This is a genomic window from Blastococcus sp. SYSU DS0510, assembly GCF_054050835.1.
In genome coordinates this window covers 43,198-65,513 of sequence record NZ_JBJHAC010000015.1, presented here as the reverse complement: position 1 = coordinate 65,513, position 22,316 = coordinate 43,198, and the positions used below count along the sequence as shown (strand labels likewise).

Annotated in this window: 27 protein-coding genes; 18 read left to right on the top strand and 9 right to left on the bottom strand. The window is 75.6% G+C overall.

Annotation, left to right across the window (positions count from 1 at the left end; genetic code table 11):
• Positions 1-5 precede the first annotated feature (5 nt).
• On the bottom strand, positions 6-896 hold the full coding sequence (locus tag ACI79P_RS13660) for an isocitrate lyase/PEP mutase family protein (RefSeq protein WP_456581601.1): 891 nt from the start codon (positions 894-896) through the stop codon (positions 6-8).
• A gap of 106 nt (positions 897-1,002) precedes the next feature.
• Between ACI79P_RS13660 and ACI79P_RS13655 the strand changes: the two genes are divergently transcribed.
• The 7 genes from ACI79P_RS13655 (at position 1,003) to ACI79P_RS13625 (ending at position 8,427) form a co-directional block, all read left to right on the top strand.
• Entirely contained in the window at positions 1,003-1,707 is a 705-nt protein-coding gene (locus ACI79P_RS13655; RefSeq protein ID WP_456581600.1) for a GntR family transcriptional regulator, read from the top strand.
• Positions 1,704-3,767: a hydantoinase/oxoprolinase family protein gene (locus ACI79P_RS13650; protein ID WP_456581599.1), complete on the top strand. Its 2,064-nt coding sequence runs from the start codon at positions 1,704-1,706 to the stop codon at positions 3,765-3,767. The genes ACI79P_RS13655 and ACI79P_RS13650 overlap by 4 nt, the downstream gene beginning before the upstream one ends.
• Positions 3,768-3,769: 2 nt before the next feature.
• Positions 3,770-5,644: a hydantoinase B/oxoprolinase family protein gene (locus ACI79P_RS13645; RefSeq protein WP_456581598.1), complete on the top strand. Its 1,875-nt coding sequence runs from the start codon at positions 3,770-3,772 to the stop codon at positions 5,642-5,644.
• Entirely contained in the window at positions 5,641-6,294 is a 654-nt protein-coding gene (locus tag ACI79P_RS13640) for an isochorismatase family protein (RefSeq protein ID WP_456581597.1), read from the top strand. Before ACI79P_RS13645 ends, ACI79P_RS13640 begins: the two co-directional genes overlap by 4 nt.
• 104 nt (positions 6,295-6,398) lie before the next feature.
• Positions 6,399-6,617 (top strand): hypothetical protein, encoded by a 219-nt coding sequence (locus ACI79P_RS13635; RefSeq protein WP_456581596.1) that lies wholly within the window; start codon positions 6,399-6,401, stop codon positions 6,615-6,617.
• 246 nt (positions 6,618-6,863) lie between these two features.
• Positions 6,864-7,841: a ferritin-like domain-containing protein gene (locus ACI79P_RS13630; protein WP_456581595.1), complete on the top strand. Its 978-nt coding sequence runs from the start codon at positions 6,864-6,866 to the stop codon at positions 7,839-7,841.
• A gap of 172 nt (positions 7,842-8,013) precedes the next feature.
• On the top strand, positions 8,014-8,427 hold the full coding sequence (locus tag ACI79P_RS13625) for a hypothetical protein (protein WP_456581594.1): 414 nt from the start codon (positions 8,014-8,016) through the stop codon (positions 8,425-8,427).
• A 9-nt stretch (positions 8,428-8,436) separates the two neighbouring features.
• Here ACI79P_RS13625 and ACI79P_RS13620 read toward each other — a convergent pair whose 3' ends face one another.
• Complete coding sequence (locus ACI79P_RS13620) at positions 8,437-8,718, bottom strand: DUF427 domain-containing protein (RefSeq protein WP_456581593.1); 282 nt, start codon at positions 8,716-8,718, stop codon at positions 8,437-8,439.
• Positions 8,719-8,849: 131 nt separating this feature from the next.
• On the opposite strand from ACI79P_RS13620, the gene ACI79P_RS13615 reads away from it, so the two are divergent.
• Complete coding sequence (locus ACI79P_RS13615; RefSeq protein WP_456581592.1) at positions 8,850-9,080, top strand: hypothetical protein; 231 nt, start codon at positions 8,850-8,852, stop codon at positions 9,078-9,080.
• A 17-nt stretch (positions 9,081-9,097) separates the two neighbouring features.
• On the opposite strand, the gene ACI79P_RS13610 is transcribed toward ACI79P_RS13615, so the two are convergent.
• Positions 9,098-9,481, bottom strand: coding sequence for a PaaI family thioesterase (locus ACI79P_RS13610; protein ID WP_456581591.1), 384 nt, complete (start codon positions 9,479-9,481; stop codon positions 9,098-9,100).
• Positions 9,482-9,646: 165 nt separating this feature from the next.
• On the opposite strand from ACI79P_RS13610, the gene ACI79P_RS13605 reads away from it, so the two are divergent.
• Complete coding sequence (locus ACI79P_RS13605; RefSeq protein ID WP_456581590.1) at positions 9,647-10,213, top strand: hypothetical protein; 567 nt, start codon at positions 9,647-9,649, stop codon at positions 10,211-10,213.
• Positions 10,214-10,280: 67 nt separating this feature from the next.
• Here ACI79P_RS13605 and ACI79P_RS13600 read toward each other — a convergent pair whose 3' ends face one another.
• Positions 10,281-10,979, bottom strand: coding sequence for a hypothetical protein (locus ACI79P_RS13600; protein ID WP_456581589.1), 699 nt, complete (start codon positions 10,977-10,979; stop codon positions 10,281-10,283).
• A gap of 42 nt (positions 10,980-11,021) precedes the next feature.
• Positions 11,022-11,363 carry a hypothetical protein gene (locus ACI79P_RS13595; protein ID WP_456581588.1) on the bottom strand — a complete coding sequence of 114 codons (342 nt, stop codon included), beginning with the start codon at positions 11,361-11,363 and terminating at the stop codon, positions 11,022-11,024.
• A 98-nt stretch (positions 11,364-11,461) separates the two neighbouring features.
• Here ACI79P_RS13595 and ACI79P_RS13590 point away from each other — a divergent pair, with 98 nt between their 5' ends.
• From ACI79P_RS13590 to ACI79P_RS13565, 6 genes are all read left to right on the top strand, one after another.
• Positions 11,462-12,469, top strand: a complete 1,008-nt coding sequence (locus ACI79P_RS13590; protein WP_456581587.1) for an iron ABC transporter substrate-binding protein — start codon at positions 11,462-11,464, stop codon at positions 12,467-12,469.
• A gap of 263 nt (positions 12,470-12,732) precedes the next feature.
• The gene (locus ACI79P_RS13585; RefSeq protein ID WP_456581586.1) at positions 12,733-14,079 is read left to right on the top strand and encodes an ABC transporter permease; all 1,347 of its coding nucleotides are present in this window, start codon (positions 12,733-12,735) and stop codon (positions 14,077-14,079) included.
• A complete protein-coding gene (locus tag ACI79P_RS13580; RefSeq protein ID WP_456581585.1) occupies positions 14,076-15,149 on the top strand; it encodes an ABC transporter ATP-binding protein in 1,074 nt (357 codons plus the stop codon). Before ACI79P_RS13585 ends, ACI79P_RS13580 begins: the two co-directional genes overlap by 4 nt.
• Before the next feature lie 57 nt (positions 15,150-15,206).
• Positions 15,207-16,010 carry an aldolase/citrate lyase family protein gene (locus ACI79P_RS13575; protein WP_456581584.1) on the top strand — a complete coding sequence of 268 codons (804 nt, stop codon included), beginning with the start codon at positions 15,207-15,209 and terminating at the stop codon, positions 16,008-16,010.
• 8 nt (positions 16,011-16,018) lie between these two features.
• Positions 16,019-16,858, top strand: coding sequence for an NAD-dependent epimerase/dehydratase family protein (locus tag ACI79P_RS13570; protein WP_456581583.1), 840 nt, complete (start codon positions 16,019-16,021; stop codon positions 16,856-16,858).
• Positions 16,859-16,884: 26 nt separating this feature from the next.
• Positions 16,885-17,556 (top strand): glycosyltransferase, encoded by a 672-nt coding sequence (locus tag ACI79P_RS13565; RefSeq protein ID WP_456581582.1) that lies wholly within the window; start codon positions 16,885-16,887, stop codon positions 17,554-17,556.
• 9 nt (positions 17,557-17,565) lie between these two features.
• On the opposite strand, the gene ACI79P_RS13560 is transcribed toward ACI79P_RS13565, so the two are convergent.
• Together ACI79P_RS13560 and ACI79P_RS13555 are read right to left on the bottom strand one after the other, a co-directional pair.
• Entirely contained in the window at positions 17,566-19,020 is a 1,455-nt protein-coding gene (locus ACI79P_RS13560) for a hypothetical protein (protein ID WP_456581581.1), read from the bottom strand.
• 74 nt (positions 19,021-19,094) lie between these two features.
• Entirely contained in the window at positions 19,095-19,556 is a 462-nt protein-coding gene (locus ACI79P_RS13555) for a GNAT family N-acetyltransferase (protein ID WP_456581580.1), read from the bottom strand.
• An 81-nt stretch (positions 19,557-19,637) separates the two neighbouring features.
• Between ACI79P_RS13555 and ACI79P_RS13550 the strand changes: the two genes are divergently transcribed.
• On the top strand, positions 19,638-19,877 hold the full coding sequence (locus ACI79P_RS13550) for a hypothetical protein (RefSeq protein ID WP_456581579.1): 240 nt from the start codon (positions 19,638-19,640) through the stop codon (positions 19,875-19,877).
• A 12-nt stretch (positions 19,878-19,889) separates the two neighbouring features.
• Here ACI79P_RS13550 and ACI79P_RS13545 read toward each other — a convergent pair whose 3' ends face one another.
• Complete coding sequence (locus ACI79P_RS13545) at positions 19,890-20,402, bottom strand: PGPGW domain-containing protein (RefSeq protein ID WP_456581578.1); 513 nt, start codon at positions 20,400-20,402, stop codon at positions 19,890-19,892.
• 130 nt (positions 20,403-20,532) lie between these two features.
• Positions 20,533-20,802 (bottom strand): DUF2277 domain-containing protein, encoded by a 270-nt coding sequence (locus ACI79P_RS13540; protein WP_456581577.1) that lies wholly within the window; start codon positions 20,800-20,802, stop codon positions 20,533-20,535.
• 66 nt (positions 20,803-20,868) lie between these two features.
• Here ACI79P_RS13540 and ACI79P_RS13535 point away from each other — a divergent pair, with 66 nt between their 5' ends.
• Positions 20,869-21,270, top strand: coding sequence for a hypothetical protein (locus ACI79P_RS13535; RefSeq protein ID WP_456581576.1), 402 nt, complete (start codon positions 20,869-20,871; stop codon positions 21,268-21,270).
• 76 nt (positions 21,271-21,346) lie between these two features.
• Positions 21,347-22,246 (top strand): SDR family NAD(P)-dependent oxidoreductase, encoded by a 900-nt coding sequence (locus ACI79P_RS13530; protein WP_456581575.1) that lies wholly within the window; start codon positions 21,347-21,349, stop codon positions 22,244-22,246.
• The last annotated feature ends 70 nt before the right edge of the window (positions 22,247-22,316 follow it).

The window sequence follows — 22,316 nt, the reverse complement described above, 5'->3', positions numbered from 1 at the left end:
GCCGGTCAGCGGAACCGCTGCTCGAGCTCCTGGATCTCGGGCAGCCCCACCAGGTCGGTGAACTCGCCGAAGCTGGGCAGCGCGTCCAGGGCCGAGGTGGGCACGCCGTCGCGCTTGAGCACGTCCAGCAGCGAGCGCATCCCCGCCGTCGCCGCCAGCAGCGTGCCGATCGGGTAGAGGACCAGCGAGAAACCGAGCTCGGCGATCCGCTGGTAGGTGAGCGGCGGGGTGCGGCCGCCCTCGGCCCAGTTGAACAGCAGGGGAGCGGTGCCGCGCAGCTCCTCGGCGACCCGGGCGATGTCCTCGGCCGAGGTGGGGGCCTCGACGAACAGGACGTCGGCGCCGGCCTCGGCGAAGGCGCGCGCCCGCGCGATCGCGTCCTCCACACCGGAGACCGCGACGGCGTCGGTGCGGGCGATGACGAGCAGATCGGGGTCGCGCCGGGCGGCGACGGCGGCGCGGATCTTGCCCGCCATCTCCTCGGTGGGGATCACCGCCTTGCCGCTCATGTGCCCGCACTTCTTGGGCGAGACCTGGTCCTCCAGCTGCAGGGCGGCGACGCCCGCCTGCTCGTAGAGCTGCACGGTGCGGACGACGTTGACCGCGTTGCCGTAGCCGGTGTCGGCGTCGGCGATGACCGGCAGGTCCACCGCCGCGACGATCCGCCGGGCGTTGTCCACCATCTCGGCGCCGGTCAGCAGGCCGACGTCGGGCCGGCCGATGAGCGAGGCGGTGGTGCCGAACCCCGTCATGTACACCGCGCCGAAGCCCGCCTGCTCGACCAGCCGCGCCGACAACGCGTCGTAGGCGCCCGGTGCGATGAGCGGCTCCGGCCCGTCCAGCAGCTCGCGCAGCCGTGCCCTCGGCGCCCGCCCGTCGCTCAGCAGCTCCGCCACCGTCGCCCCCTCCTTGTATGCAGTCACACGGAATTTACGGGGACCCATTGCCTCGCGGAACCCAGCGCCCCTACGTTTGCACACAATCTTCGAGGGGGTGTGACCTGTGGCACGACCCGCGACGTCGGCCGAGCGCGTGCTGCAGGAGCTGCGCGAGCTCATCCTGGCCGGCGCCCTGGTGCCCGGTGCGCGCCTCGGCGAGGTGGAGCTGGCCGAGCGGCTCGGGGTCAGCCGGACACCGGTGCGCGAGGCGCTCACCCGGCTGGCCGCCGAGGGCCTGGTCGAGATCGCGCCCAACCGCGGCGCCCGGGTCGCCACCTGGACCGTCGCCGAGCTCGAGGGGGTCTTCGACCTGCGGCTCTCGCTGGAGCCGCAGCTCACCGGCTTCGCCGTCCCGAACGCCGGCCCCGGGGACGTCGACGCGCTCGAGGACCTCGCCCGCCGCATGCTCGACGTCGGCACCCCGGGACCCGGCCAGGACCTGGACGCGCTGGTCCCGCTCAACCGCGCCTTCCACGACCGGCTGGTCGCCCTCGCCGGGCACCCCACGCTCGCCGCCGCGCTCGCCGCCGCGATCCACCCGCCGATCGTGCGGCGGAACTTCCACGCCTACGACGCCGAGTCGCTGCGCCGCAGCCTCGCCCACCACCTGGAGATCGTCGCCGCGCTGCGGGCCGGCGACCCCGGGTGGGCCCGCGCGGTGATGACCGCGCACATCTCCAACGCCCGGGCCGTCATGGTCCGGGCCGCGACCGCCCAGGCAGCCCGCGCGGCGGCCAGCCCGCACCCCCAGGAAGAGGAGGCCTCATGAGCTACCGGCTCGGAGTCGACGTCGGCGGCACGTTCACCGACGTCCTGCTGGTCGAGGAGGGCACCGGCAGCACCTGGCGCTGCAAGACCGCCTCCACCCCCGCGGACCAGGCGGTCGGTGTCCTCCACGGGATCGAGCGGGTGTGCGCCGAGGCGGGCATCGAGCTCGCCGAGGTCGCGCAGGTGCTGCACGGCACGACGGTGGCCACCAACGCCATCCTCGAGGGCAAGGGCGCCCGCGTCGGGCTGGTCACCACCAGGGGTTTCCGCCAGGTGCTGCAGATCGCCCGCTCCTACGTCCCCGGCGGGCTGGCCGGCTGGATCATCTGGCCCAAGCCCGAGCCGCTGGCCGCCCTGGAGAACACCGTCGAGATCGACGAGCGCATCGCCAGCGACGGCGCGGTCGTCCGCCCGCTGGACGAGGACGACGTCCGGGCGCAGCTCGCGAAGCTGCAGGCCGCCGGCATCGAGGCGCTGGCGGTCAGCCTGATCAACTCCTTCGCCGACCCGGCGCACGAGCGGCGGGTCGGCGAGCTCGCCGCCGAACTCCTGCCCGGCATCCCGGTGTCGCTCTCCTCCGACGTGCTGCCCGAGCTCCGGGAGTACGAGCGCACGCTCACCACGGTGGCCAACGGCTACGTGCAGCCGCAGGTGAAGAGGTACGTGCAGAACCTCGCCGGGCAGCTCCGTGCGGGCGGGGTCGAGGGCTCGCTCGCGATCCTGCGCAGCGACGGCGGGCTCTCCTCGGCCGACAAGGCGATCGACGCCCCGGTGACGATGCTGCTGTCCGGCCCGGCCGGTGGGGTCACGGGTGCGGTGTGGGTCGCCGAGCAGGCGGGCCACCGCGACCTGATCACCTTCGACATGGGCGGCACCTCGACCGACGTCGGTCTCGTGCAGGGGCTCACCCCGCGCATCGGCCGGGAGACCAAGGTCGGTGACCTCGTCGTCCGCGTCTCCAGCGTCGACGTGCGCACCGTCGGGGCCGGTGGGGGGTCGATCGCGCACGTCCCCGAGCTGACCCGGGCGCTGCGGGTCGGGCCGCAGTCCGCGGGCGCCGACCCGGGCCCGGCGTCGTACGGCAGGGGCGGTGTGGACCCGACGGTCACCGACGCCAACGTCGTCCTGGGCTACCTGCCCACGACGCTGGCCGGTGGGGAGATCAGCCTGGACGTCGAGGCCGCGCGCGCCGCCGTGAGCAAGGTGGCCGAGGCGATGGGGCTGGACTCCCCGGAGGCCGCGGCCGCCGGGATCGTCGACATCGTCAACGAGAACATGCTCGGCGGCGTCCGGCTGGTCTCGGTGCAGCAGGGGTTCGACCCCCGCGACTTCGCGCTGGTCGCGTTCGGTGGCGCCGGCCCGCTGCACGCCAACGCGCTCGGGAAGCTGACCGGCGCCTGGCCGGTCATCGTCCCGCCGGGGCCGGGCCTGCTCTGCGCGCTCGGTGACGCGACCACCAGCCGCCGCGACGAGTCGGCGCGCACGGTGCTGCGCCGGTTCGGCGAGCTCTCCGGCGCCGACCTCGCCGGCATCCTGCGCGGGCTCGGCGAGGACGCCGGCCGCCGGCTCACCGAGCAGGGCCTCGCCCCCGAGGTGCAGACCACCGGCTACCAGGTCGACGTCCGCTACCACGGCCAGGGCTTCGAGATCCCGGTCGACGTCGACCCGGCCTGGCTCGACGACCCGGACACCGCGCTGGACGCCGTCGCCCGCACCTTCGACGCGGAGCACGAGCGGCTGTTCAGCTTCCTGCTCGACGTCGACCACGAGATCGTCAACGCCCGCGCCACCGTCACCGGCCCGAAGCCGGACGTGGCCCCGGTGGCCCTGCCCGAGGGCGACGGCGACCCGGCCGGCGCGCTGGTGCAGGACCACTCGATCTACGTCGGCGGCGAGCACGTGCCGGCCGGCGTCTACGACCGGGCGAAGCTGCGCGCCGGTGACGTGGTGACCGGTCCCGCGATCGTCACCGAGATGGACTCCACCACCCTCGTCCTGCCCGGCCACGTCGCCACCGTGCACCCGGCCGGCAGCCTGCTGATCACCCCGCTGGAGGGCTAGCCATGGCGACGATCCTCGAGACCGCGACCGGCACGATCGAGAAGGGCGAGGTCGACCCGGTCACCCTCGACCTCATCGAGAACGGGTTGCGCAACGCCCGCTACGAGATGGACGAGGTGCTCTTCCGGACGGCGCTGAGCCCCGGCATCCGCGAGCAGCACGACGAGTTCCCGCTGATCGCCGACCCCGACGGCAAGATGGTCGTCGGCCAGTTCGGCCTGTCGATCCCCGACTTCCTCGAGGGCTTCCGCGACACGATCGAGGAGGGCGACGTCCTGCTGACCAGCGACCCGTACTCGTGCGGCGCCGCCATCAGCCACGCCAACGACTGGCTGGTCGTCGTCCCGATCTTCCACGAGGGGCGGCTGGTCGGGTGGGCGTCGATGTTCGGGCACATGTCCGACGTCGGCGGCAAGACGCCGTCGTCCATGCCGACGGACGCCACGACGATCTTCGAGGAGGGCGTGGTCATCCCGCCCTTCAAGCTCTACCGGAAGGGCGTGCTCAACGACGACGCGCTGCGCATCGTGCTGAACCAGGTGCGCAAGCCCGACTGGAACCGCGCCGACCTCAACGGGCTGGTGGCCGCCTGCCGCACCGCCTCCCGGCGGGTGGTCGAGATGTGCGAGCGGTTCGGCACCGGCACCTACCTCTCGGCGCTGGACGCGCTGCTGCAGCGCAACTACGACGCGATGAAGGTGCTGCTCTCGGCGGTGTTCGAGGAGGGGCGCACGCTGTCGTTCACCGACTACATCTGCGACGACGGGGTCGGCTACGGGCCCTACCAGCTGACGATGTCGCTGACCCGCACCGGCGACAAGGTGCACATCGACTTCACCGGCTCCTCGCCCCAGGCGGTCGGGCCGATCAACTACTTCATCAACGAGAACCTCACCCGGATGTTCTTCGGGATCTACATGATCACCGTCGCCGATCCGCAGATCCTCTGGAACGACGGCTTCTACCCGCTGGTCGACGTCACGATCCCGGAGGGCTCGTACTGGCGGCCGAAGTTCCCCGCGGCGCTGAACGGCCGCAACCACGGCATCGGGCGGGTCTTCGACCTCTTCGGCGGACTGCTCGGCCAGACCAACCCGGCGCTGCTCAACGCCGCGGGCTTCTCCTCCTCGCCGCACTTCATGTACTCCGGCAACTACTCGTCGGGGGAGCGGAAGGGCGAGTGGTTCCAGCTCTACTCCATCGGCTTCGGCGGCATCCCCGGCCGGCCGCTGGGCGACGGCCCCGACGGGCACTCGCTGTGGCCGAGCTTCACCAACATCCCGTGCGAGTACCTGGAGTCCTACTACCCGCTGCGGATCGAGCAGTGGGTGACCGTGCCCGACACCGGCGGCGCCGGCCTGCACCGCGGCGGCAACGGCGTCGACGTCACCTACGTCTTCGAGGAGCCGGGCACGATCGCGATCCACGACGACCGCTGGCTCACCTACCCGTGGGGCGTCAACGGCGGGCACCCGGGTGCCCGCGGCACCAAGTGGCTGGAGCGCGCCGACGGCACGCGGCGGGTGCTGCCGAGCAAGTGCCACGACGTGCCGGTGGCACCCGGGGACGTGCTGCACTTCGTGACCTGGGGCGGCGGCGGCTGGGGGGACCCGCTCGAGCGGGACCCCGAGCTGGTCGCCCTCGAGGTGCGGCGGGGGCTGGTGACGTCGAAGGGCGCCGAGCGGTACGGGGTCTGCGTGGAGGAGGACGGCACGGTGAACAGGCAGGCGACCGAGAACCTGCGCGACCAGCTGCGCGCCGACCGGCCGGCCGAGCTGCCGGTGTTCGACATGGGACCGCCGATCGAGGAGCTGCTGGCCCGCTGCGAGGAGGAGACCGGCCTGCCGGCGCCGACGCGCCCGGTGTGGGCCGGATGAGCGAGCCGGAACCGGCGCCCGGGCCGCACGGGTCCGCCTTCTCCGGCCGGGTCGGCTGGGGGAGGCGCCCGGCGGTCCTGGTCGTCGACCTGGTGCGGGCCTACACCGAGCCGGCCGGACCGTTCGCCCTGCCGGACCCCGCCCCGGCGGTGGCGGCGGTGACCGCGCTGGTGGACGCCGCCCGCGCGGGCGGGCACCCGGTGCTCTGGACCGGCGTCCGCTACGCCCCCGACCTCGCCGACGGCGGGTTGTTCGTGCGCAAGGTGCCGGCGCTGGCCGCGTTCGCCGCGGGGGCCGAGGGGGACTGGGGCGGATTCGCCCTGGAGCCGGGCCCGGGGGAGCCGGTGCTGCTCAAGCAGTACGCCTCCGCCTTCTTCGGCACGACCCTGGCCAGCACCCTGCGCACGCTCGGCGTGGACACCCTCGTCATCGGCGGGGTGTCGACGTCGGGCTGCGTGCGCGCCACGGCGATGGACGCGCTGAACTGCGGGTTCCGGCCGCAGGTGGTCCGGCAGGCGTGCGCGGACCGGTCCCCGGGGCTGCACGAGGCGAACCTGGCCGACCTCGACGCCAAGTACGCCGACGTGACCGAGCTGGACCGGGCGCTGGCGGGGCTGGGGGCCGTGGATCCGGAACCGGGCCGTTCATGACTTTCGCGTAACGGCTCGTCCCACCCGTCAGACGGGGCTGCGACCCGGGGGGCGGGGCTGCGAGGGTCCGCCTGTCCGTGCCGGTACGACCCCGAGGAGACGTCATGACCTGCGCCCACTGCGGAGCCGTTCACCAGCGAGGCCGCTTCTGCGTCGGCTGCGGCACGACCATGCCGCCGTCGTCGCTGCCGCCCCGCCCGGTCCGGCTCGCCCCGCGCCCGCCGTACGAGGTCACCGACGACATGACCCAGCCGGTGCTGCGCTTCGACGTCCAGCAGCGCCGCGCGCCCGCGGCCGGGCGGGTGTCCGCCCGGGTCGGCTGACGGCTCGCCGCCGAGGGCGCCGCTCCCACCGGGGTCGGCGTCCTCCCGCTGTCCGGTCGCAGCAGCGGTTCCCTCGTCCGGGTGACGAGGCTCACTGCTAGCAATCCGCTTGCAGTTGTTAGCACTGCGGGGATCCGGGGCACACACAGAACCGTCAGCAGAAGGACCCCGCTGCCCCCCGGCCCTCGCGAGCTCGCGCCGGGGCCCTGCACCGGGGCCGTCGAGACCCCTGGAGCCGTTTTCCTCATGACCGACAACACCAACGCCAAGATGATCAACCAGCTGCGCGCCCTCGTCCTGCTCACGCAGACCGAGGAGCAGGTCGCACGCACCCGCATCAGCCAGGCCCGCACGGACGCCGTCCGCCGGGAACTCACCCAGAACGCCGACAACGCCGCGGCCCGCTCGCTGGAGATCACCGAGCAGCTCCGCGCCCTCGGCGGTGTGCCCGACGTCGTGACCCCCGTCATCGGCCGCCTCTCCGCCGCTCTCAAGGCCACGTTCGAGCAGACGACCTCCATCGAGGAGGCCCTGCTGCAGGACCTGCAGCTCGAGCACCAGCTGCTCGACCGCGCCACCTACCTCAAGGTGCTCGCCGGCACCGCCGAGGACACCGCGACCCGCCGCCTGGCCGAGAAGCTGGTCGAGGCCCACACGGCGACCGTCGAGTGGCTGACCGTCGTCCTCGCCGAGGAGGCCCTGGGCGGCCCCGCCGCTCTCCAGCCCACCCCGGTGCAGAAGGTGGCCGGTGGCGTCGCCCGCGCGGTCAACGCCCCGGTGCGCTTCTGGGCCAACACGGTGAACAACGCCGTCGACACCGTGCGCCACGCCGGCGAGGAGACGTCCGACCGGTTCTCTGCGGTGGGTGACCGGGCGACCGCGTTCACCGGTGCGGTCCGCGAGACCCTGACCGTCGGCCGCGCCGCCTCGCTGCGCCGCGCCGAGCGGATCGCGCAGCGCGAGGGCAACGAGGACGCCGCCCAGGTCGCCCGCGCTGCCCGCGAGGAGCTCGGCGACGTCACCGCCGACGAGCTGCCGATCAAGGGCTACGACTCGATGTCCGTGCCGGACGCGGTCAAGGCGATCAAGCAGCTGAAGACCCCGCACGACATCAACGTGATCATCCGCTACGAGGAGACGCACAAGAACCGGTCGAACGTGGCCAGCGCCGCGCAGACCCAGCTCGCCGCCCTGGCCAAGGAAGCCGTCGGCGTCGACAGTTGAGAAAACACCCCCTGCTCCCCAGCGCTCGCACGCTCGCGCCGGGGCCCTGTAGGGGGCGGCCGCACGCACGCGCAGGGCCCGCATCCCCACGGGGGGTGCGGGCCCTCCGCGTGGGTGACATCGCGTGCCGACCGGGTTTGGCACGCCGACGACGAAGGGGAAGCCTGCACCCATGAGCATCACACCCGAGGCCCTGGAGGCGGAGTTCTCGCTGACGACGGCCGCGACCCGGCTGGACTTCCTCAGCCGCCGCGACAACGGCGACACCGCGCTGAACACCGTCCGGGACGACGACGCCGACGCGTGGTCGGCCTCCCTGCGCGACACCGGGACCCAGCTGGACGTCTACGAGGCGCTGGAGCTCCTGGCGCTGGGCGAGGTCGTCTCGCGCCGGGCGCACGACAGCCAGCTGGTCGGCATCCGCGCCGCGCTGCGCGGCGGCGCGGAGTGGGAGCAGATCGCCGGCGCGCTGGGGGTCACCCCGCAGCAGGCGTGGGACTCCTACACCGAGTCGATCGACCGCCAGCTCGACGCCGAGGCCGCCGAGAAGGCCCGCGAGCTCGCCGGCGCCCGTCCCGGTCGCTGACCGGGCGGGTCAGCGCACCTGCACGCCCTTCCAGAAGGCGACGCGGCCGGCGATCTCCCGGGCGGCGTCCTTCGGCTCCGGGTAGTACCAGGCCGCATCGCGGTTCTGCTGCCCGTCGACCTCCAGGGTCAGGTAGGAGGCGGTGCCCTTCCACGGGCAGACGGTGTGCGTCTCCGACGGGCGCAGCACGTCCTCCCGGACGGACTCGCGGGGGAAGTAGGCGTTGCCCTCGACGGTGACGATGTCGTCGGACTCGGCGACGACGACGCCGTTCCAGGTGGCGGTGGTCATGCCCCGATGGTCCTCCTCCCGCGCCCGCCACGCCGCTCGCGGGCCGGGGGCGTGAGGCCCGTCGGTCTGGGCATGGAGAGGAGGCCGGCCGTCCGGTCGGACCACCCGAGCCGAGCCGCAGGAGGAGAACCATGGCGAACCCGGACCACCGCAGCGCCGACGACGAGAGGGACCGGGAGGGCACCCCGAAGGGCAGGCGGCTGGGCAGGGTCCTGATCCCGCTCGGCATCCTGCTGGTGATCGCCGTGATCTTCACCTACATGCTGGTGGTCGCCCAGGGCCAGACCGAGGTCGAGGAGGAGGGGCAGGGCGCGGCCTCCCCGGGCGTCGTCCTGGAGGTGCCGGCGCCGTCGCCCGGCTGAGCGCCACCGGCCGGGCGTCAGGAGCCGAGGAGCGCGAAGGTCGCCACCGCGTGGACGAGGGCCTTGCCGTCCTGCTCCACGTCGGCCTCGCACACGGTGAGGTGCTGGCCGCGGGTGCGCAGCCGGGCGGTCACCTGCAGCGGGCCGGTGGTGCCGGGGCGCAGGTAGGCGACCGTGAGCTGGCTGGTCGCGGGCACCTCGCCGTCGTCGGTGGTGGTGCGCACCGCCAGGCCCATCGCGGTGTCGACCAGCGTGGCCAGCACCCCGCCGTGCAGCGTTCCGGCCGGGTTGAGGTGCTCGTCGGTCACCTCGAACCCCACTCGGGCGGCACCGTCGCCGGCTTGCTCAGGCCGGACCCCCAGCCGTTCGGCGAACCCGCCCGTGGCCACGTCGTCGCTCATGACGGCCCCGCTACCCCGCACGGTTCGGTCGCACGCCACGCGGGCGGGGGTGCTGGTGCCCGTGGGGTGCCCGGCGTCCTCCGCCCGGGGTGGCGTCGCGCTCCGAGGTCCCTCCCGTGGGCGAGGATCTGCAGGTACGCACGTCCAGTGACCTCAGGAGCACCCATGAGCCACCCCGGGAACGGCCCGGAGCAGAACCCGTCCGGTCAGCAGCCGGGCCAGCCCGGCCCGTCCGGCCAGCCGGGGGAGCCGGGGCGTTACGGCGAGCCGTCGCAGCCCGGCCGGCCGTACCAGCCCTTCGACCAGCCCGGCCAGCCCGGTCAGCCCGGTCAGGCCGGCCAGCCCTCCGGCGGGTGGGTGCCGCCGCAGGGCGGCGCGACCCCGTGGGGTCAGCCGGAGAAGAAGGGTGGCGCGGCCACGAAGGTCCTGCTCGCCGTCGGCGGCGTCCTGGTCGCCCTCGTGGCCGTCGGGCTGCTGTTCAGCATGCTCGGCGGCGGTGAGCCCGAGGTCGGCGACTGCGTGGCCAACGTCGCCGGCGAGCAGGTCGAGGTCGTCGACTGCGACGCCGCGGAGGCCGAGGGGCGCATCGTGGGCATCGACGAGCAGGAGCTCGACTACGCCGAGTTCATCGAGCAGGACGTCTGCCTCGAGTTCGAGACCGCCGTCGGCGCCATCTGGGTCGGCGCCGACGAGACCGAGCCCGGCACCATCTACTGCGCCGAGCCGGTCTGATCCCTGATCGCCCACGAGGGCCCCGCCGGTCCGCCGGCGGGGCCCTCGTGTTCCGGGACCCGGCCCGTCACGCCTGCCGGGCGGCGTCGCCGGTACGCCGCTCGAGGTAGAAGGCGCCGAGCGCGCCGGCCAGCGTGGCGAACACGGCCACCGAGTAGGTGGCCAGCGCGACGTCGAGAGCGCGCGCCAGGCTCCCGTCGGCCGTGAGCGGCTGCCCGCTGATCGTGGCCATGGCCGCGTCGTAGAGAGCCGTGCCGTAGGAGTCGTAGGCGCCCAGCACGTACAGCAGCTGGCTGGTGGCCAGCACCACCACGACCGTCACCGCGCCGAGCCAGCCGATCCGGCCGCTGAGCAGGCGCCCCGCCGAGCGCGAGCCGCGCACCGCCGCCGACACCACCCCGCCGACCCGCGCCGCGCGCAGCAGCGTCAGGGCGCGGGCGAAGCGCAGGAACGGCACGGCCAGGAAGACCACCTGCCACCAGTTGCGGGCCCAGAACCGACGCTGGTCGCGGGCGGTGACGGCCCGGTGGGCGAACTCCGCCACGAAGACGGCCCACAGCACCCAGCCGACGACGCTCAGCGTCGTGGTGAGCCACGGTTGCCGGGCCAGCGACTGGCCGAGGACCACGAGCACGAAGACCAGCCCGAGCGCGCCCATCGGCTTGTCCAGCCGGCGGGCCAGGCCCGTCTGCTCCGGGGTGTCCTCCGCCGCGTCGACGTGCGGCCCGGCGGGGCGGTCGGGGGGATCGGGGTGCGGGCGCTGCATCGACGTCCCCTACCCCGCGCGAGCGGCCCTCCCTCCCCGGGGTCAGGGACGCCGCTGCACCAGCACGCGGGCGACCGCGACCGCCTCGGGCGTCGGGTCGGCGGCGGCCGCGCGCAGCCAGGCGGCGAGGGGCCCGGCGAGCGCGGGCGAGACCGCGGTGATCCACCCGGCGCTCCGGGCGCGCGCCTCCGCGACGTGCTCGGTGCTGCCGCCCGGGCCCTCGGCGAGGACCTCCGGCCGGGTGGCCAGCAACCCGCCGAGCCGCCACCGTCCCGGTGTCGCACCGGCGGCCAGCGCCTCCACCCGGTCCGCGGCCTCCCGCAGCAGCGCGGCGTCGCCCGCCGGCGGGCCGGAGTGCTCCTCTGGGGAGCCGGGGGGCAGCACGCCGTCCATTGCACCGCACGGCGCGCGGGGGTGGGCGGCGCGCCGGCGCGGGCGCACGCATGCTTAGGTATGCCTCGCCTATCTCCAGGAGGAAGCACGTGACCAGGCTCGGGCGCACGACCGTCGTCGTCTCCACCCTCACCCTCGCGGCCTCACTGGCCGCATGCAGCTCCGACGCGGACACGCTGACCGTCTACAGCGCCCAGCACGAGAGCCTGGTCCGCGCGATGCTCGAGGACTTCACCGAGGAGACGGGCATCGAGCTGGAGTTCCGCGACGCCAACGACTCCGAGCTGGCCAACCAGATCATCGAGGAGGGTGACGCCTCGCCGGCCGACGTCTTCCTGACCGAGAACAGCCCCGCCATCTCCGCCGTGGACCAGGCCGGGCTGCTCGCGCCGCTGGACGCGGGCACCCTCGACCAGGTCGACGACCAGTTCCGGCCGTCCTCGGGCAACTGGGTCGGTTTCGCCGCCCGCTCGACGACGCTGATCTACAACCCGGCGGAGATCGCGGAGGACGAGCTGCCCGCGTCGATGCTCGACCTGGCCGACCCGGCGTGGGAGGGCCGGGTCGGCATCGCCGCCGGAGGGGCGGACTTCCAGGCGATCGTCAGCGCCGTCCTGGAGATGGAGGGCGAGGAGGCGACCCGGGCGTGGCTCGCCGGTCTCGAGGACAACGCCGAGATCTACGCGAGCAACACGGCGATCATGAAGGCCGTCGACGAGGGCGAGGTCCCGGTCGGCATCACCTACCACTACTACTGGTTCCGCGACCAGGCCCAGGATGGCCTCATCGGCGACGACGCCGCCCTGCACTACTTCCGCAACCAGGACCCGGGCGCCTTCCTCAGCGTCTCGGGGGCCGGGGTGCTGGCCTCCTCGGACCAGCCCGAGCAGGCCCAGGAGCTGGTCGAGTACCTCACGAGCCGCCCCGCCCAGGAGCGGCTGGCCGGCAGCAGCGCGCTCGAGTACGCCGTCGGTACCGGCGTCCCCTCGGCCGACGCGCTGCCGCCGCTGGCGGAGCTGCAGGCGCCCGCCGTCGACCCGGGTTCGCTCGACGCCTCGGAGGTCACCGAGCTGATGCAGGAAGCAGGCCTGCTCTGACCCCTCCCGCGCTCCGCATCCCGGTTCCCGGGGCGCCGGTCCCGCCGGCGGTCCGGGGCTCCGGCGCGTCCGCGGGCAGGGGAGGGCGACCGCTGCGCCGGTCGCCGGTCACCCTCGCGCTCGCCGCGTGCGTCGCGGCCCTGGCCCTCCTGCCGCTCGCCTACATCGCGGGGTACACCGTCGACGTCGGCTGGGCGGGCGTCCGCGAGCTGGTCTTCCGGCCACGGGTCGCCGAGCTGCTCTGGAACACGACCCGCCTGGCCGTGGGCACGGTCGCGGTCTGCGTCGTCCTGGGCGTCGGCGCGGCGTGGCTGGTGGCCCGCTCGTCGGTGCCGGGACGCCGCCTGTGGCACGTGCTGCTGGTGGCTCCGCTGGCCGTGCCGGCGTTCGTGAACAGCTTCGCGTGGATCTCCCTCCTGCCAGGGCTGGACACCTACGCGGGGGCGCTGCTGGTCGTCTCGCTGTCGTACTTCCCGTTCGTCTACCTGCCGGTGGTGGCCGCCTTCCGGGGCCTGGACCCGGCGCTGGAGGAGACGGCTCGCGGGCTGGGCCTCTCCGGGTGGGCGGTCTTCCGGCGGGTGCAGCTCCCGCAGCTCCGCGTCGCGGTGCTGGGCGGCGCCCTCCTCGTGGCGCTGCACGTGCTGGCCGAGTTCGGGGCGTTGCAGATGCTGCGCTACCCGACCTTCACCACCGCGATCTACGACCAGTACCGGGCCACCTTCAACGGCCCGGCCGCCACCGTGCTGGCCGGGGTGCTGATCCTGCTGTGCCTGCTCCTGCTGCTCGCCGAGGTCCGGCTGCGGGGGCACCGCGGCTACGCCGGCAGCGGGCGGGGTGCGGCCCGTCCGGTCCGCCCGGTGGAGCTGCGGGCGCTGACCAGCCCCGCGCTGCTGGCGCTCGCCGGGCTCGTCGGCCTGGCGCTGCTGGTCCCCCTGGGGGCGCTCGCCCACTGGCTGGCCGGGGGCGCGTCGGCCGGCCTCGACTGGGCCGGCCTCGCCGGGACGACCGGGACCACGCTGGCCCTGGCCGCCGGGGCGGCCGCGGTCACCACCGCCATGGCGCTGCCCACCGGGTGGCTGGCCGTCCGCGCCCGGGGGCGCACGGCGACGCTCCTGGAGCGGGCCACGTACCTGGGCAGCTCGCTGCCCGGCATCGTCGTCGCGCTGGCGCTGGTCACGCTGAGCATCCGGGCGACGCCGTGGCTCTACCAGACCGTCCCGGTGCTGCTGGCCGCGTACGCGATCCTCTTCCTCCCCCGGGCGATCGTCCCGGTCCGTGCGGCGGTCGAGCAGTCCCCGCCCCTGTTCGACGACGTCGCAGCCTCCCTCGGGTCCTCCGGCGTCGACCGGTTGCGCCGCATCACCCTGCCGTTGCTCGCGCCGGGCCTGGGGGCGGGCGCGGCTCTGGTGTTCCTCGCGGTGGTCACCGAGCTCACCGCCACCCTGCTGCTCGCCCCCACCGGCACGGCGACCCTCGCCACCGCGTTCTGGTCGGCGAGCAGCGCGCTCTCGTACGGGGCCGCCGCCCCGTACGCGGCCGTCATGGTGCTGCTCTCCGCGCCGGCCACCGTCCTGCTGTCCCGCGACATCCGACGAGGTCCGACCCCATGAGCTCCCTCACCGTGACCGGCCTGACCAAGGCCTTCGGCGCCACCCCCGTGCTCGCCGGTGTGGACCTGCACGTGCCGGCCGGCGGGTTCACCGCGCTGCTCGGGCCCTCGGGCTGCGGCAAGACGACGCTGCTGCGGCTCGTCGCGGGGTTCGACGACCCCGACCGCGGGACCGTCGCCCTCGACGACCGCACCGTCGCGGGCGCCGGGCGGGGCGTGCCGGCCCGGCAGCGGGGCATCGGCTTCGTGCCGCAGGAGGGTGGGCTGTTCCCGCACCTCAGCGTCGCCGGGAACGTCACCTTCGGCCTGCCCCGCCGGCGACGCGGCGATCGCGGACGGGTGGCCGAGCTGCTGGCCCTGGTGGGCCTGGACGCCGACCTGGCCGACCGGTCGCCGCACCAGCTCTCCGGCGGCCAGCAGCAGCGGGTCGCCCTCGCCCGGGCGCTGGCTCCCGAGCCCGGGCTCGTGCTGCTCGACGAGCCGTTCTCGTCCCTGGACGCCGCGCTGCGCGAGGACACCCGGCGGGCCGTCGCCGCAGCGCTCGGCGCCGCCGGCGCGACCGCCGTGCTGGTCACCCACGACCAGGCCGAGGCGCTGTCCATGGCCGACCAGGTGGCGGTTCTGCGGGACGGCCGGCTGGTGCAGCTGACCGACCCGCGCACGCTGTACCGGCGCCCGGCCGACCTCGACGTGGCCGCGTTCGTCGGCGAGTCGGTGGTCCTCGACGCGGAGGTCCGCGACGGCAGCGCGCTCTGCGTCCTGGGTGACCTTCCGGTCGCCGGCGCGGTGGCCGACGGGCCGGCCCGCGTCCTGCTGCGGCCGGAGCAGCTCCGGCTGGGGCCGCCGCTCGGGGCGGGAGCCCGGGCGCGGGTGCGCGAGGTGGACTTCTACGGGCACGACTCCCGCGTGTGGTTGACCCTGCCCGACGGCGGGACGGTCACGGCCCGGCTGGAGGGCGCGGAGCTGCCCGCGGTCGGGCAGGAGGTCTCGATCGAGGTCGCCGGCGCGGCGCTGACCTTCCCGGCCGCCGGGCGCGCCGGTCGCCCCGTCGTCGCGGATCCGGCCTTCTGAGCGGACCCGCCGCGACCCGGCGGCGCGAACAGGTTAGGAAAGCCTAAGCTACCGCGCATGGATCTGTTCCTCTTCACCGTCGACCCCCACTGGGGGCGCGACGTCGTGGCTGCCGGTGCGGCCGGCATCGTCATCGACTGGGAGCGCCGCGGCAAGCTGCGGCGCCAGGCGGGGGAGGGCACCCAGGTCAACGAGGACACTCCCGGGGACCTGAGCCGCATGCGCGCGGCGACCTCCGGCCGTCTGCTCTGCCGGGTCAACGGTTTCGGGCCGTGGACCGCCGCCGAGGTGGACGACGCGGTCGACCGCGGCGCCGACGAGCTGCTGCTGCCCATGGTGCGCTCCGCGGAGGAGGTCGACCGGACGCTCGACCTGGTCGCGGGGCGCTGCGGTCTGGGCATCCTGGTCGAGACCCAGGACGCGGTCGACCGGGTCGCGGAGCTCGCCCGACGGCCGCTCTCGCGGCTCTACGTCGGCCTCAACGACCTGCGCATCGACCGCGGGTCCACCGCGCTGTTCGCCCCGCTCGTGGACGGTACCGTCGACGCGGTGCGGTCGCAGGTGCCCGTGCCGTTCGGGGTGGGCGGCCTGACGCTCCCCGGCGGAGGGTTCCCCGTGCCCGGTGACCTGCTGGCCGCGGAGCTGGTCCGGATCGACACCCACTTCACCTTCCTGCGCCGCTCCTTCACCGCGGACATGGCCGGCCGCGACCCCTTCGTCGAGGTGCCGCGGCTGCTCGGGGGCCTCGACGAGCTGCGCCGGGCCGGTGCCGAGCGCGCCGCCGAATCCCGCCGGGCATTCGTCGCCGCCGTCGCGGCCACGGCGCAGGAACACGCGGCACGGGTGGCGCAGCCGGCGTGAGGGCGCTGGTGACCGGAGCCGGGGGGTTCGTCGGCCGGCACCTGGTGGCGCGGCTGGAGCGGGACGGGTGGCACGTCACCGGGCTGACCCGCCGCGACGTCGACCTGGCGGATCCGGTCGCCGGTGCGGCGGCCGTGCGGGCCGCGGACCCGGACGTCGTGTTCGCGCTCGCCGCCGGCCGCGCGAAGGCGACGCCCGCCGAACGCGCCGCGACGACCGCGGTCAACACCAGCCCGTGGCTGGTCGACGCGCTGCCCGACCGCTGCTCGGCCGTGGTCAGGCTGGGCTCGTCGACGGAGTACGCCGCCGCGCCGCACCCGCTGGCCGAGGACGCCGCCCTGGAGCCGCGCGGCTTCTTCGGCGCCACCAAGGCCGCCGGCTCGCTGCTCCTGCAGGCGGCGGCGGCCGAGCGCGGGATCCGGGCGGCGGTGCTGCGCGCCTTCCAGGTCTACGGGCCGGGTGACCACCCCACGCGGCTGGTCCCGGTCGTGATGACCGCCGCCCGCACCGGCGGGACCGTGGCACTCCCGGCCCACGTCAGCCGGCGGGACTGGGTGTGGGTGGGTGACGTCGTCGACGCCTGCGTCCGCGCCGCGGTCGACGGCGACCTGGCCCCCGGCGTGGTGCTGAACATCGGCACCGGTGTGCAGACCGCCACCGAGGACCTGGTCGCCACCGCCGAGCGGGTGACCGGCCGCCCGATCGCCACCGCACCGGGCGCGCACCCCGGGCGTGGCTGGGACACCGCCGACTGGGTCTGCGACCCGGCGCTGGCCCGGCGGCTGCTGGGCTGGACCCCCACGGTGGACCTCGCCGACGGCCTGGCCCGGACCTGGGCGGCCGGGTGACCGCGGGCGGGGGAGCGGATCCGCAGGTGGCGGTCGTCGTCCCCGTGTACGGCAACGAGGCGACCCTCGCGGAGCTCGCCGAGCGGCTGGCCGTGGCGCTCGCCGGCCGGCCGTGGCGGCTCCGGCTGGTCGTCGACGCCTCCCCGGACGACAGCACCGCCGTGGCGCGGGCCCTCGCCGCCCGGGACGGCCGGATCGCGGTCACGGAGCTGGCGGTCAACGTCGGGCAGCACGCGGCGCTGGCGCGCGGGCTCGCCGAGGAGGCGGCCGCCGACGTCTGGGTGTGCCTGGACGCGGACCTGCAGGACCCGCCCGAGGCGGTGCCCTTGCTGCTGGACCGGCTGGCCACCGGGGACGTGGCGGCGGTGTTCGCCGGGCGGCGCGGCCGCTACGAGTCGCCCCTGCGGCGGCTCACCGGCACGCTGCACCGGCGCGTGGCGGGCCGGCTGACCGGTCTGCCGCCGGACGCCGGGGCCTTCCTCGCCATGGGCCCGGACGTGCGGGCGGCCGTGGTTCCCGCCGTGCAGGAACGGGGGGCGCCGAGCGTCGTCCTCGCCGTCGGGGGCTCCGGGCGGCCGGTGGCGAGCGTGCCCGTCGTGCGGCACCGGCGCCCTTCGGGCCGGTCGGCCTGGACGGCCCGGGCCCGGGTGCGGCAGTCGCTGCGGTCGCTGACCTGGGCGGCGCGGGCCCGCCGCTGACCCAGGCGGTCAGCGGCTCCAGAGCTGCAGGACGAGGTGGGTCTTGCTCGCCGGGAACTCGTGCTGGTCGACCATGCGCAGCCCCGCCGCCCGGAGGATCGCGTCGTCGTCGGTGGGCTCGGGCTCGCCGTCGAGGAGCCGGCGCACGACCCAGACCCGGTCCTCGCCCGGCGGCGCGTCGTCCGGGGGGAGGACGACGTCCGGGCGCAGCTCGGGGGCCAGGATGCGGACGTAGTGGTCGAGGCCGGTGGCCGACCGCTGGTCGGCCGCGACGACCGGCTCACCGGGCCGGTGCGCCTCGGCCAGCGCGGCGACGAGGTCGTCGGCCCGCTCGCGCGGGCCCCGGTCGGCCAGCGGGGCCGAGGCCAGCAGGGAGCAGCCCACCAGGAGGGCGCCCACCGGCACGCGCGCCGGCCGCGGGAGCGCCATGGCGCCGGCCGCGGCGAGCACACCCAGCCCCAGCAGCCCGGCCAGCAGGTAGCGGGGCAGGTAGACCGGCCGCACCACCTCGGCGGCCACCAGCAGCAGCAGGGGTGCGACCAGCCAGCAGGTGGCGACCACCCGCGCACCGGCCGCGCGGAACGCCCCGACCACGGCCAGGCCCACCGAGAGGTAGAGCAGCGGGGTGCGCCCCCCGGCCCAGGCCTCGGCGGCGAGGGCGACCAGCCGGCCGTCGGTGTCGCGCAGGTGCTCGGCGTTCCGCGCACCCGTCCCGTTCAGGACGGCCAGCGCCACGAAGCCCACGGCCGGGAGGGCGGCCAGCGCGCCGGTGAGCACGACCGGGAGGGCGCGCCGGTGCCGCAGCAGGACCGCGGCGGTGACGAAGGCCGCGAGCACGGTGACGGCGTACCAGTGCGCCAGCCCCATGCCCGCCCCGGCCAGCCCGAACAGCAGCAGGCCGCGGGGCGGCTCCTGCAGCCAGCGGGCCAGCCCGAGCGCCGCCGCCCCGGTGGCCAGCACGGCCAGCCCGTAGCTGCGGGCCTCGACCGACTGCTCGAGCACCAGCGGGTTCGCCGCGAGCACCAGCCCCGCCAGCACCCCGGTGCCCCGGCCGGCGAGGCGGGTGAGCGCCCGGGTGATCAGCGCGAGGCCGCCCGCCGTCGCCAGGAGGGAGAGCACGCGGAGGGAGGTGTCCCCGCCCAGGCCCGGCACCGACACCCACAGGTGCGTGACCAGGTAGTAGGGGGCGTTGTACGACGGTGGCACGCCGGCCAGGTAGCTCGCGGTGCCCTCGCCGCTGGTGATGGCGCCGACGATGTCGCCCAGCGGGAGGCGGGCCACCTCGGCGGTGAACAGCTCGTCGAACCACAGGCCGTGGCCGGGGAGGAGCAGCCAGCCGCCGAGGAGGCCGACGAGCACCGCGGGCAGCAGCTCCACCGGCGACCAGCGCGCGGGCGCCGCGGTGTCCCGGTCCCGGTCGCCCGGAGAGGCGGCCGGCCGGGGGAGCTCCGTCGCCGTCGTCACCCCTGCAGGTTAGGTGACCCTGTGCGGGCCTCCGGGCACCGCGCGCGGTGGCGGGCCGGTGTCGCCTGCCGGGCTCAACCCGGTTCGCGGCGCATCGGGACGTGCGGGATGCCGTCCTCCACGTAGCCCGGCCCGCTGGTGCGGAAGCCGAACCGCGCGTACCAGTGCTCCAGGTGGGCCTGCGCCCCCAGCGTGAGCGGCCCGCCGCCGTAGGTGGCCAGCGCCTCCTCGATCAGGCGCCCGGCCAGCCCGCGCCCGCGCGCCCGCTCCGCGGTCGCCACCCGGCCGATGGCCCGCGTCGCGCCGTCGTCGAGGACGCGGACCGTCGCCAGCACCTCCCCGGCCTCCTCGAACCAGAGGTGCTCGGTCGCCGGCTCCACGTCGCGCCCGTCGAGCTCGGGGTAGGGGCACTCCTGCTCGACCACGAAGACGTCGACGCGCAGCCGGCACAGCGCGTAGACCTCGAAGGGGGTCAGGTCGGCGAAGGCGGCGCGGCGCAGGAGCAGGTCGGTGGAGGGCGTCGTGCCGGAGGTCATACCGCCGATTCTCGCCGACCGGCGCGGAGCGGATCGGAGGGGAGGGCGACCCCGGGCCGGGGTAGGGGAGCGCCCATGTCGATGACGAGCCCCTTCGAACCCAACCTCGGCCGGCCGGACGACGGCATCCCCGCCGCCGACCCCGGAGCCGGTGCCCCTGAGCCCGCCGAGGGCTTCGGCGTGGGGGGTGAGGAGCCGGACCGCGCCCCCGAGACCGACCGCCCCGGGACGGGGCCCGGGGGTGGGGACGCCGACCCGCCGGAGGACCCGCCGTTCCGCACGCCGGACCCGCGCGACATCGGGCCGGCGTCGGGGCGCTGACCGGTCGGGCCGTCAGCCGCCCAGCGCGGCGACGGCCCGGTCCACCAGCTGGAAGTGGCCGACCGCCCAGAACGCGACGCCCGCCAGCGCCAGCCCGCCCACGGTGACGGCCAGGGAGCTGACCGGGTGCTGCCGGGCGTGCTGCCAGGCCTCCCGGGCCTTGCGCCGGAACGCGGTGAAGAAGCGGCGCGCCCAGTCGAACTCCCTGGACCACACCCACAGACCGGCGAGCACCGGGGGGATGGTCAGCGGCCCCGGCAGCACCGTCAGGGCGAGGCCGATGAGCACCAGCAGCAGGCCGGCCGTGAACACCGCCACGCGGTAGGCGATCGCGACGCCGTGGTTGCGGTGCACCCGCTCGCGGAAGGAGCCCGGCCGCACCTCCCGGGGGCGGCCGAGCCCGTCGGTGCAGTGGGCGCACCGGGTGCTGCCCCGGCCGGCGGGCCGTTCGACCGCGCGGTTCCCGGCGAACCGGTGGTCGGCGGGGCGGGTGGTGGACGGGGTGGACGGCAGGGGGGCTCCCACGGCGGAGGTGCCTCTCGGGACGGCGAGGAGGCGGCTCCTCGGTGGGCGGGGTGTCCCGGGAACTACCCGGCCGCCCACCCGGTCATGCCGGTGGTGCGCAACCGGGTGGCGCCAGACTCGCCGGACCGGGTCAGCCGGCGTAGCGGGCGGCGGACCGGGCGCGGGCCTTGGCGGCCTCGGTCTCCCGGTCCTTGGGTGGCGCGGTGGTGACCAGCGAGTCGAGGAGCCGGGCCGAGGCGGCGGCCACCTCGGCCACGGCCTGCTCGAACGCCTCGGCGTTGGCGCGCGACGGTTTCGTCGTGCCGCTGATCTTGCGCACGTACTGCAGGGCGGCGGCGTGGATCTCGTCGTCGGCCGCCGGGGGTGCGAAGTTGGCCAGCGGGCGGATGTTCCGGCACATGCCGGGCAGCGTAGGTGCGCCCGGACCGGCTGGGACGGGTGCCGAGCACGGCACGAGGAGGACGGGATGACGGTGCTGGTGGTGGACGTCGCCAACGTGGTCGGCGCGCGCCCCGACGGCTGGTGGCGGGACCGGGCCGGGGCGGCGACCCGCCTGCTCGATCGCCTGGCCGCCCTCGCCGGGACGCGGACCCCGGGCCCGGACGGCGCGGACCTGGCCTGCGGCGCGGTCGTGGCCGTCGTGGAGGGGCGGGCCCGGGACGTGCCCGCGCCCGACGGGGTCCGCGTGGTGCGCGCCCCGGGGAGCGGGGACGACGCCGTGGCCGGGACGGCGGCGGACCTGGCCGCCGCGGGGGAGGAGGTGCTCGTGGTGACCGCCGACCGGGGGTTGCGCGCCCGGCTGCCCGACGGCGTCACCACCACCGGGCCCGGCTGGCTGCTCGCCGAGCTCGACCGGCGCACCGCATGACCGCCGGGCCGGTCGGGTAGTCGGTTGCGGACAACCGGTGCCCCGGCACCCAGCGCCGCCCGAACGAGGAGTTCCCGTGCCGATCCCCGACCCGAGCGGGTCGCCGCTCACCGTGCTGATCACCGGCGCGTCCAGCGGCATCGGCCGGGCGACGGCGGTGCGGCTCGCCGGCCGCGGCGCGCGGCTGGTGCTGGTCGCCCGCGGCCGGTCGGCGCTCGAGGAGACCGCCGAGGAGCTGCGCGCCGCCGGTGCCGGAGCCGTGACGGTGTGCCCGGCCGACGTCCTCGACGAGCAGGCGGTCGCCGCGGCGGTCGCCGCCGCGGTCCGCGAGTTCGGCCGCCTCGACGTCGTCGTGCACTCCGCGCAGGTGATGGCCTACGGCCGGATCGAGGACGTGCCCAAGGAGGTCTACGAGCGCGTCGTCGACACCTCGCTGCACGGCACCGCCACCGTGGCCCGCCAGGTGCTGCCGGTCTTCCGCCGCCAGCGCGCCGGCCACCTGGTGATCGTGAACTCACTGCTGGGCACGGTCACGACGCCGGTGCTGGGCAGCTACGCCGTCGCCAAGTGGGGGCAGCTGGCCCTCGCCCGCGTGCTGCAGCAGGAGACCCGGGACGAGCCGGGGATCTCCGTCTCGGTGGTCCAGCCCGGGGGCGTGAACACCCCGATCTACTACCAGGGCGCCTCCTACGCGGGCTCCACCGGGCGACCGCCCCCGCCGGTCTACTCCGCGCAGCGGGTGGCCCGCCGGGTGCTCGCGACGGTGGACCGGCCGCGCCGGATGGTGCAGGCCGGCGCGTTCAACCACGTCGTCACCGCGGGCTTCCGGCTGCTGCCCGGGCTCTACGACGTCCTCGTCGAGCCGCTGCTGCGCACCTTCGCGCTCGCCGGGGACGAGACGCCGCCCACCGAGGGCAACGTCTTCCGGTCCCGGCCCGAGGGCAACGCGACCGAGGGGCGCTGGCGCAGCATCTGAGGCGGGCGCGTGAACAGCGCGTTCCGTCCCGTCGCAGGGCATTGCCCATCGCAGGGCCGCCGGGCCAGGC

Bases quoted from the DNA above. Each gene is read 5' to 3' on its own strand.
- ACI79P_RS13650 (WP_456581599.1), top strand. From the start codon at position 1,704: ATGAGCTACCGGCTCGGAGTCGACGTCGGCGGCACGTTCACCGACGTC.
- ACI79P_RS13645 (WP_456581598.1), top strand. From the start codon at position 3,770: ATGGCGACGATCCTCGAGACCGCGACCGGCACGATCGAGAAGGGCGAG.
- ACI79P_RS13640 (WP_456581597.1), top strand. From the start codon at position 5,641: ATGAGCGAGCCGGAACCGGCGCCCGGGCCGCACGGGTCCGCCTTCTCC.
- ACI79P_RS13635 (WP_456581596.1), top strand. From the start codon at position 6,399: ATGACCTGCGCCCACTGCGGAGCCGTTCACCAGCGAGGCCGCTTCTGC.
- ACI79P_RS13630 (WP_456581595.1), top strand. From the start codon at position 6,864: ATGACCGACAACACCAACGCCAAGATGATCAACCAGCTGCGCGCCCTC.
- ACI79P_RS13625 (WP_456581594.1), top strand. From the start codon at position 8,014: ATGAGCATCACACCCGAGGCCCTGGAGGCGGAGTTCTCGCTGACGACG.
- ACI79P_RS13620 (WP_456581593.1), bottom strand. From the start codon at position 8,718: ATGACCACCGCCACCTGGAACGGCGTCGTCGTCGCCGAGTCCGACGAC.
- ACI79P_RS13615 (WP_456581592.1), top strand. From the start codon at position 8,850: ATGGCGAACCCGGACCACCGCAGCGCCGACGACGAGAGGGACCGGGAG.
- ACI79P_RS13610 (WP_456581591.1), bottom strand. From the start codon at position 9,481: ATGAGCGACGACGTGGCCACGGGCGGGTTCGCCGAACGGCTGGGGGTC.
- ACI79P_RS13605 (WP_456581590.1), top strand. From the start codon at position 9,647: ATGAGCCACCCCGGGAACGGCCCGGAGCAGAACCCGTCCGGTCAGCAG.
- ACI79P_RS13600 (WP_456581589.1), bottom strand. From the start codon at position 10,979: ATGCAGCGCCCGCACCCCGATCCCCCCGACCGCCCCGCCGGGCCGCAC.
- ACI79P_RS13580 (WP_456581585.1), top strand. From the start codon at position 14,076: ATGAGCTCCCTCACCGTGACCGGCCTGACCAAGGCCTTCGGCGCCACC.
- ACI79P_RS13575 (WP_456581584.1), top strand. From the start codon at position 15,207: ATGGATCTGTTCCTCTTCACCGTCGACCCCCACTGGGGGCGCGACGTC.
- ACI79P_RS13555 (WP_456581580.1), bottom strand. From the start codon at position 19,556: ATGACCTCCGGCACGACGCCCTCCACCGACCTGCTCCTGCGCCGCGCC.
- ACI79P_RS13550 (WP_456581579.1), top strand. From the start codon at position 19,638: ATGACGAGCCCCTTCGAACCCAACCTCGGCCGGCCGGACGACGGCATC.
- ACI79P_RS13540 (WP_456581577.1), bottom strand. From the start codon at position 20,802: ATGTGCCGGAACATCCGCCCGCTGGCCAACTTCGCACCCCCGGCGGCC.
- ACI79P_RS13535 (WP_456581576.1), top strand. From the start codon at position 20,869: ATGACGGTGCTGGTGGTGGACGTCGCCAACGTGGTCGGCGCGCGCCCC.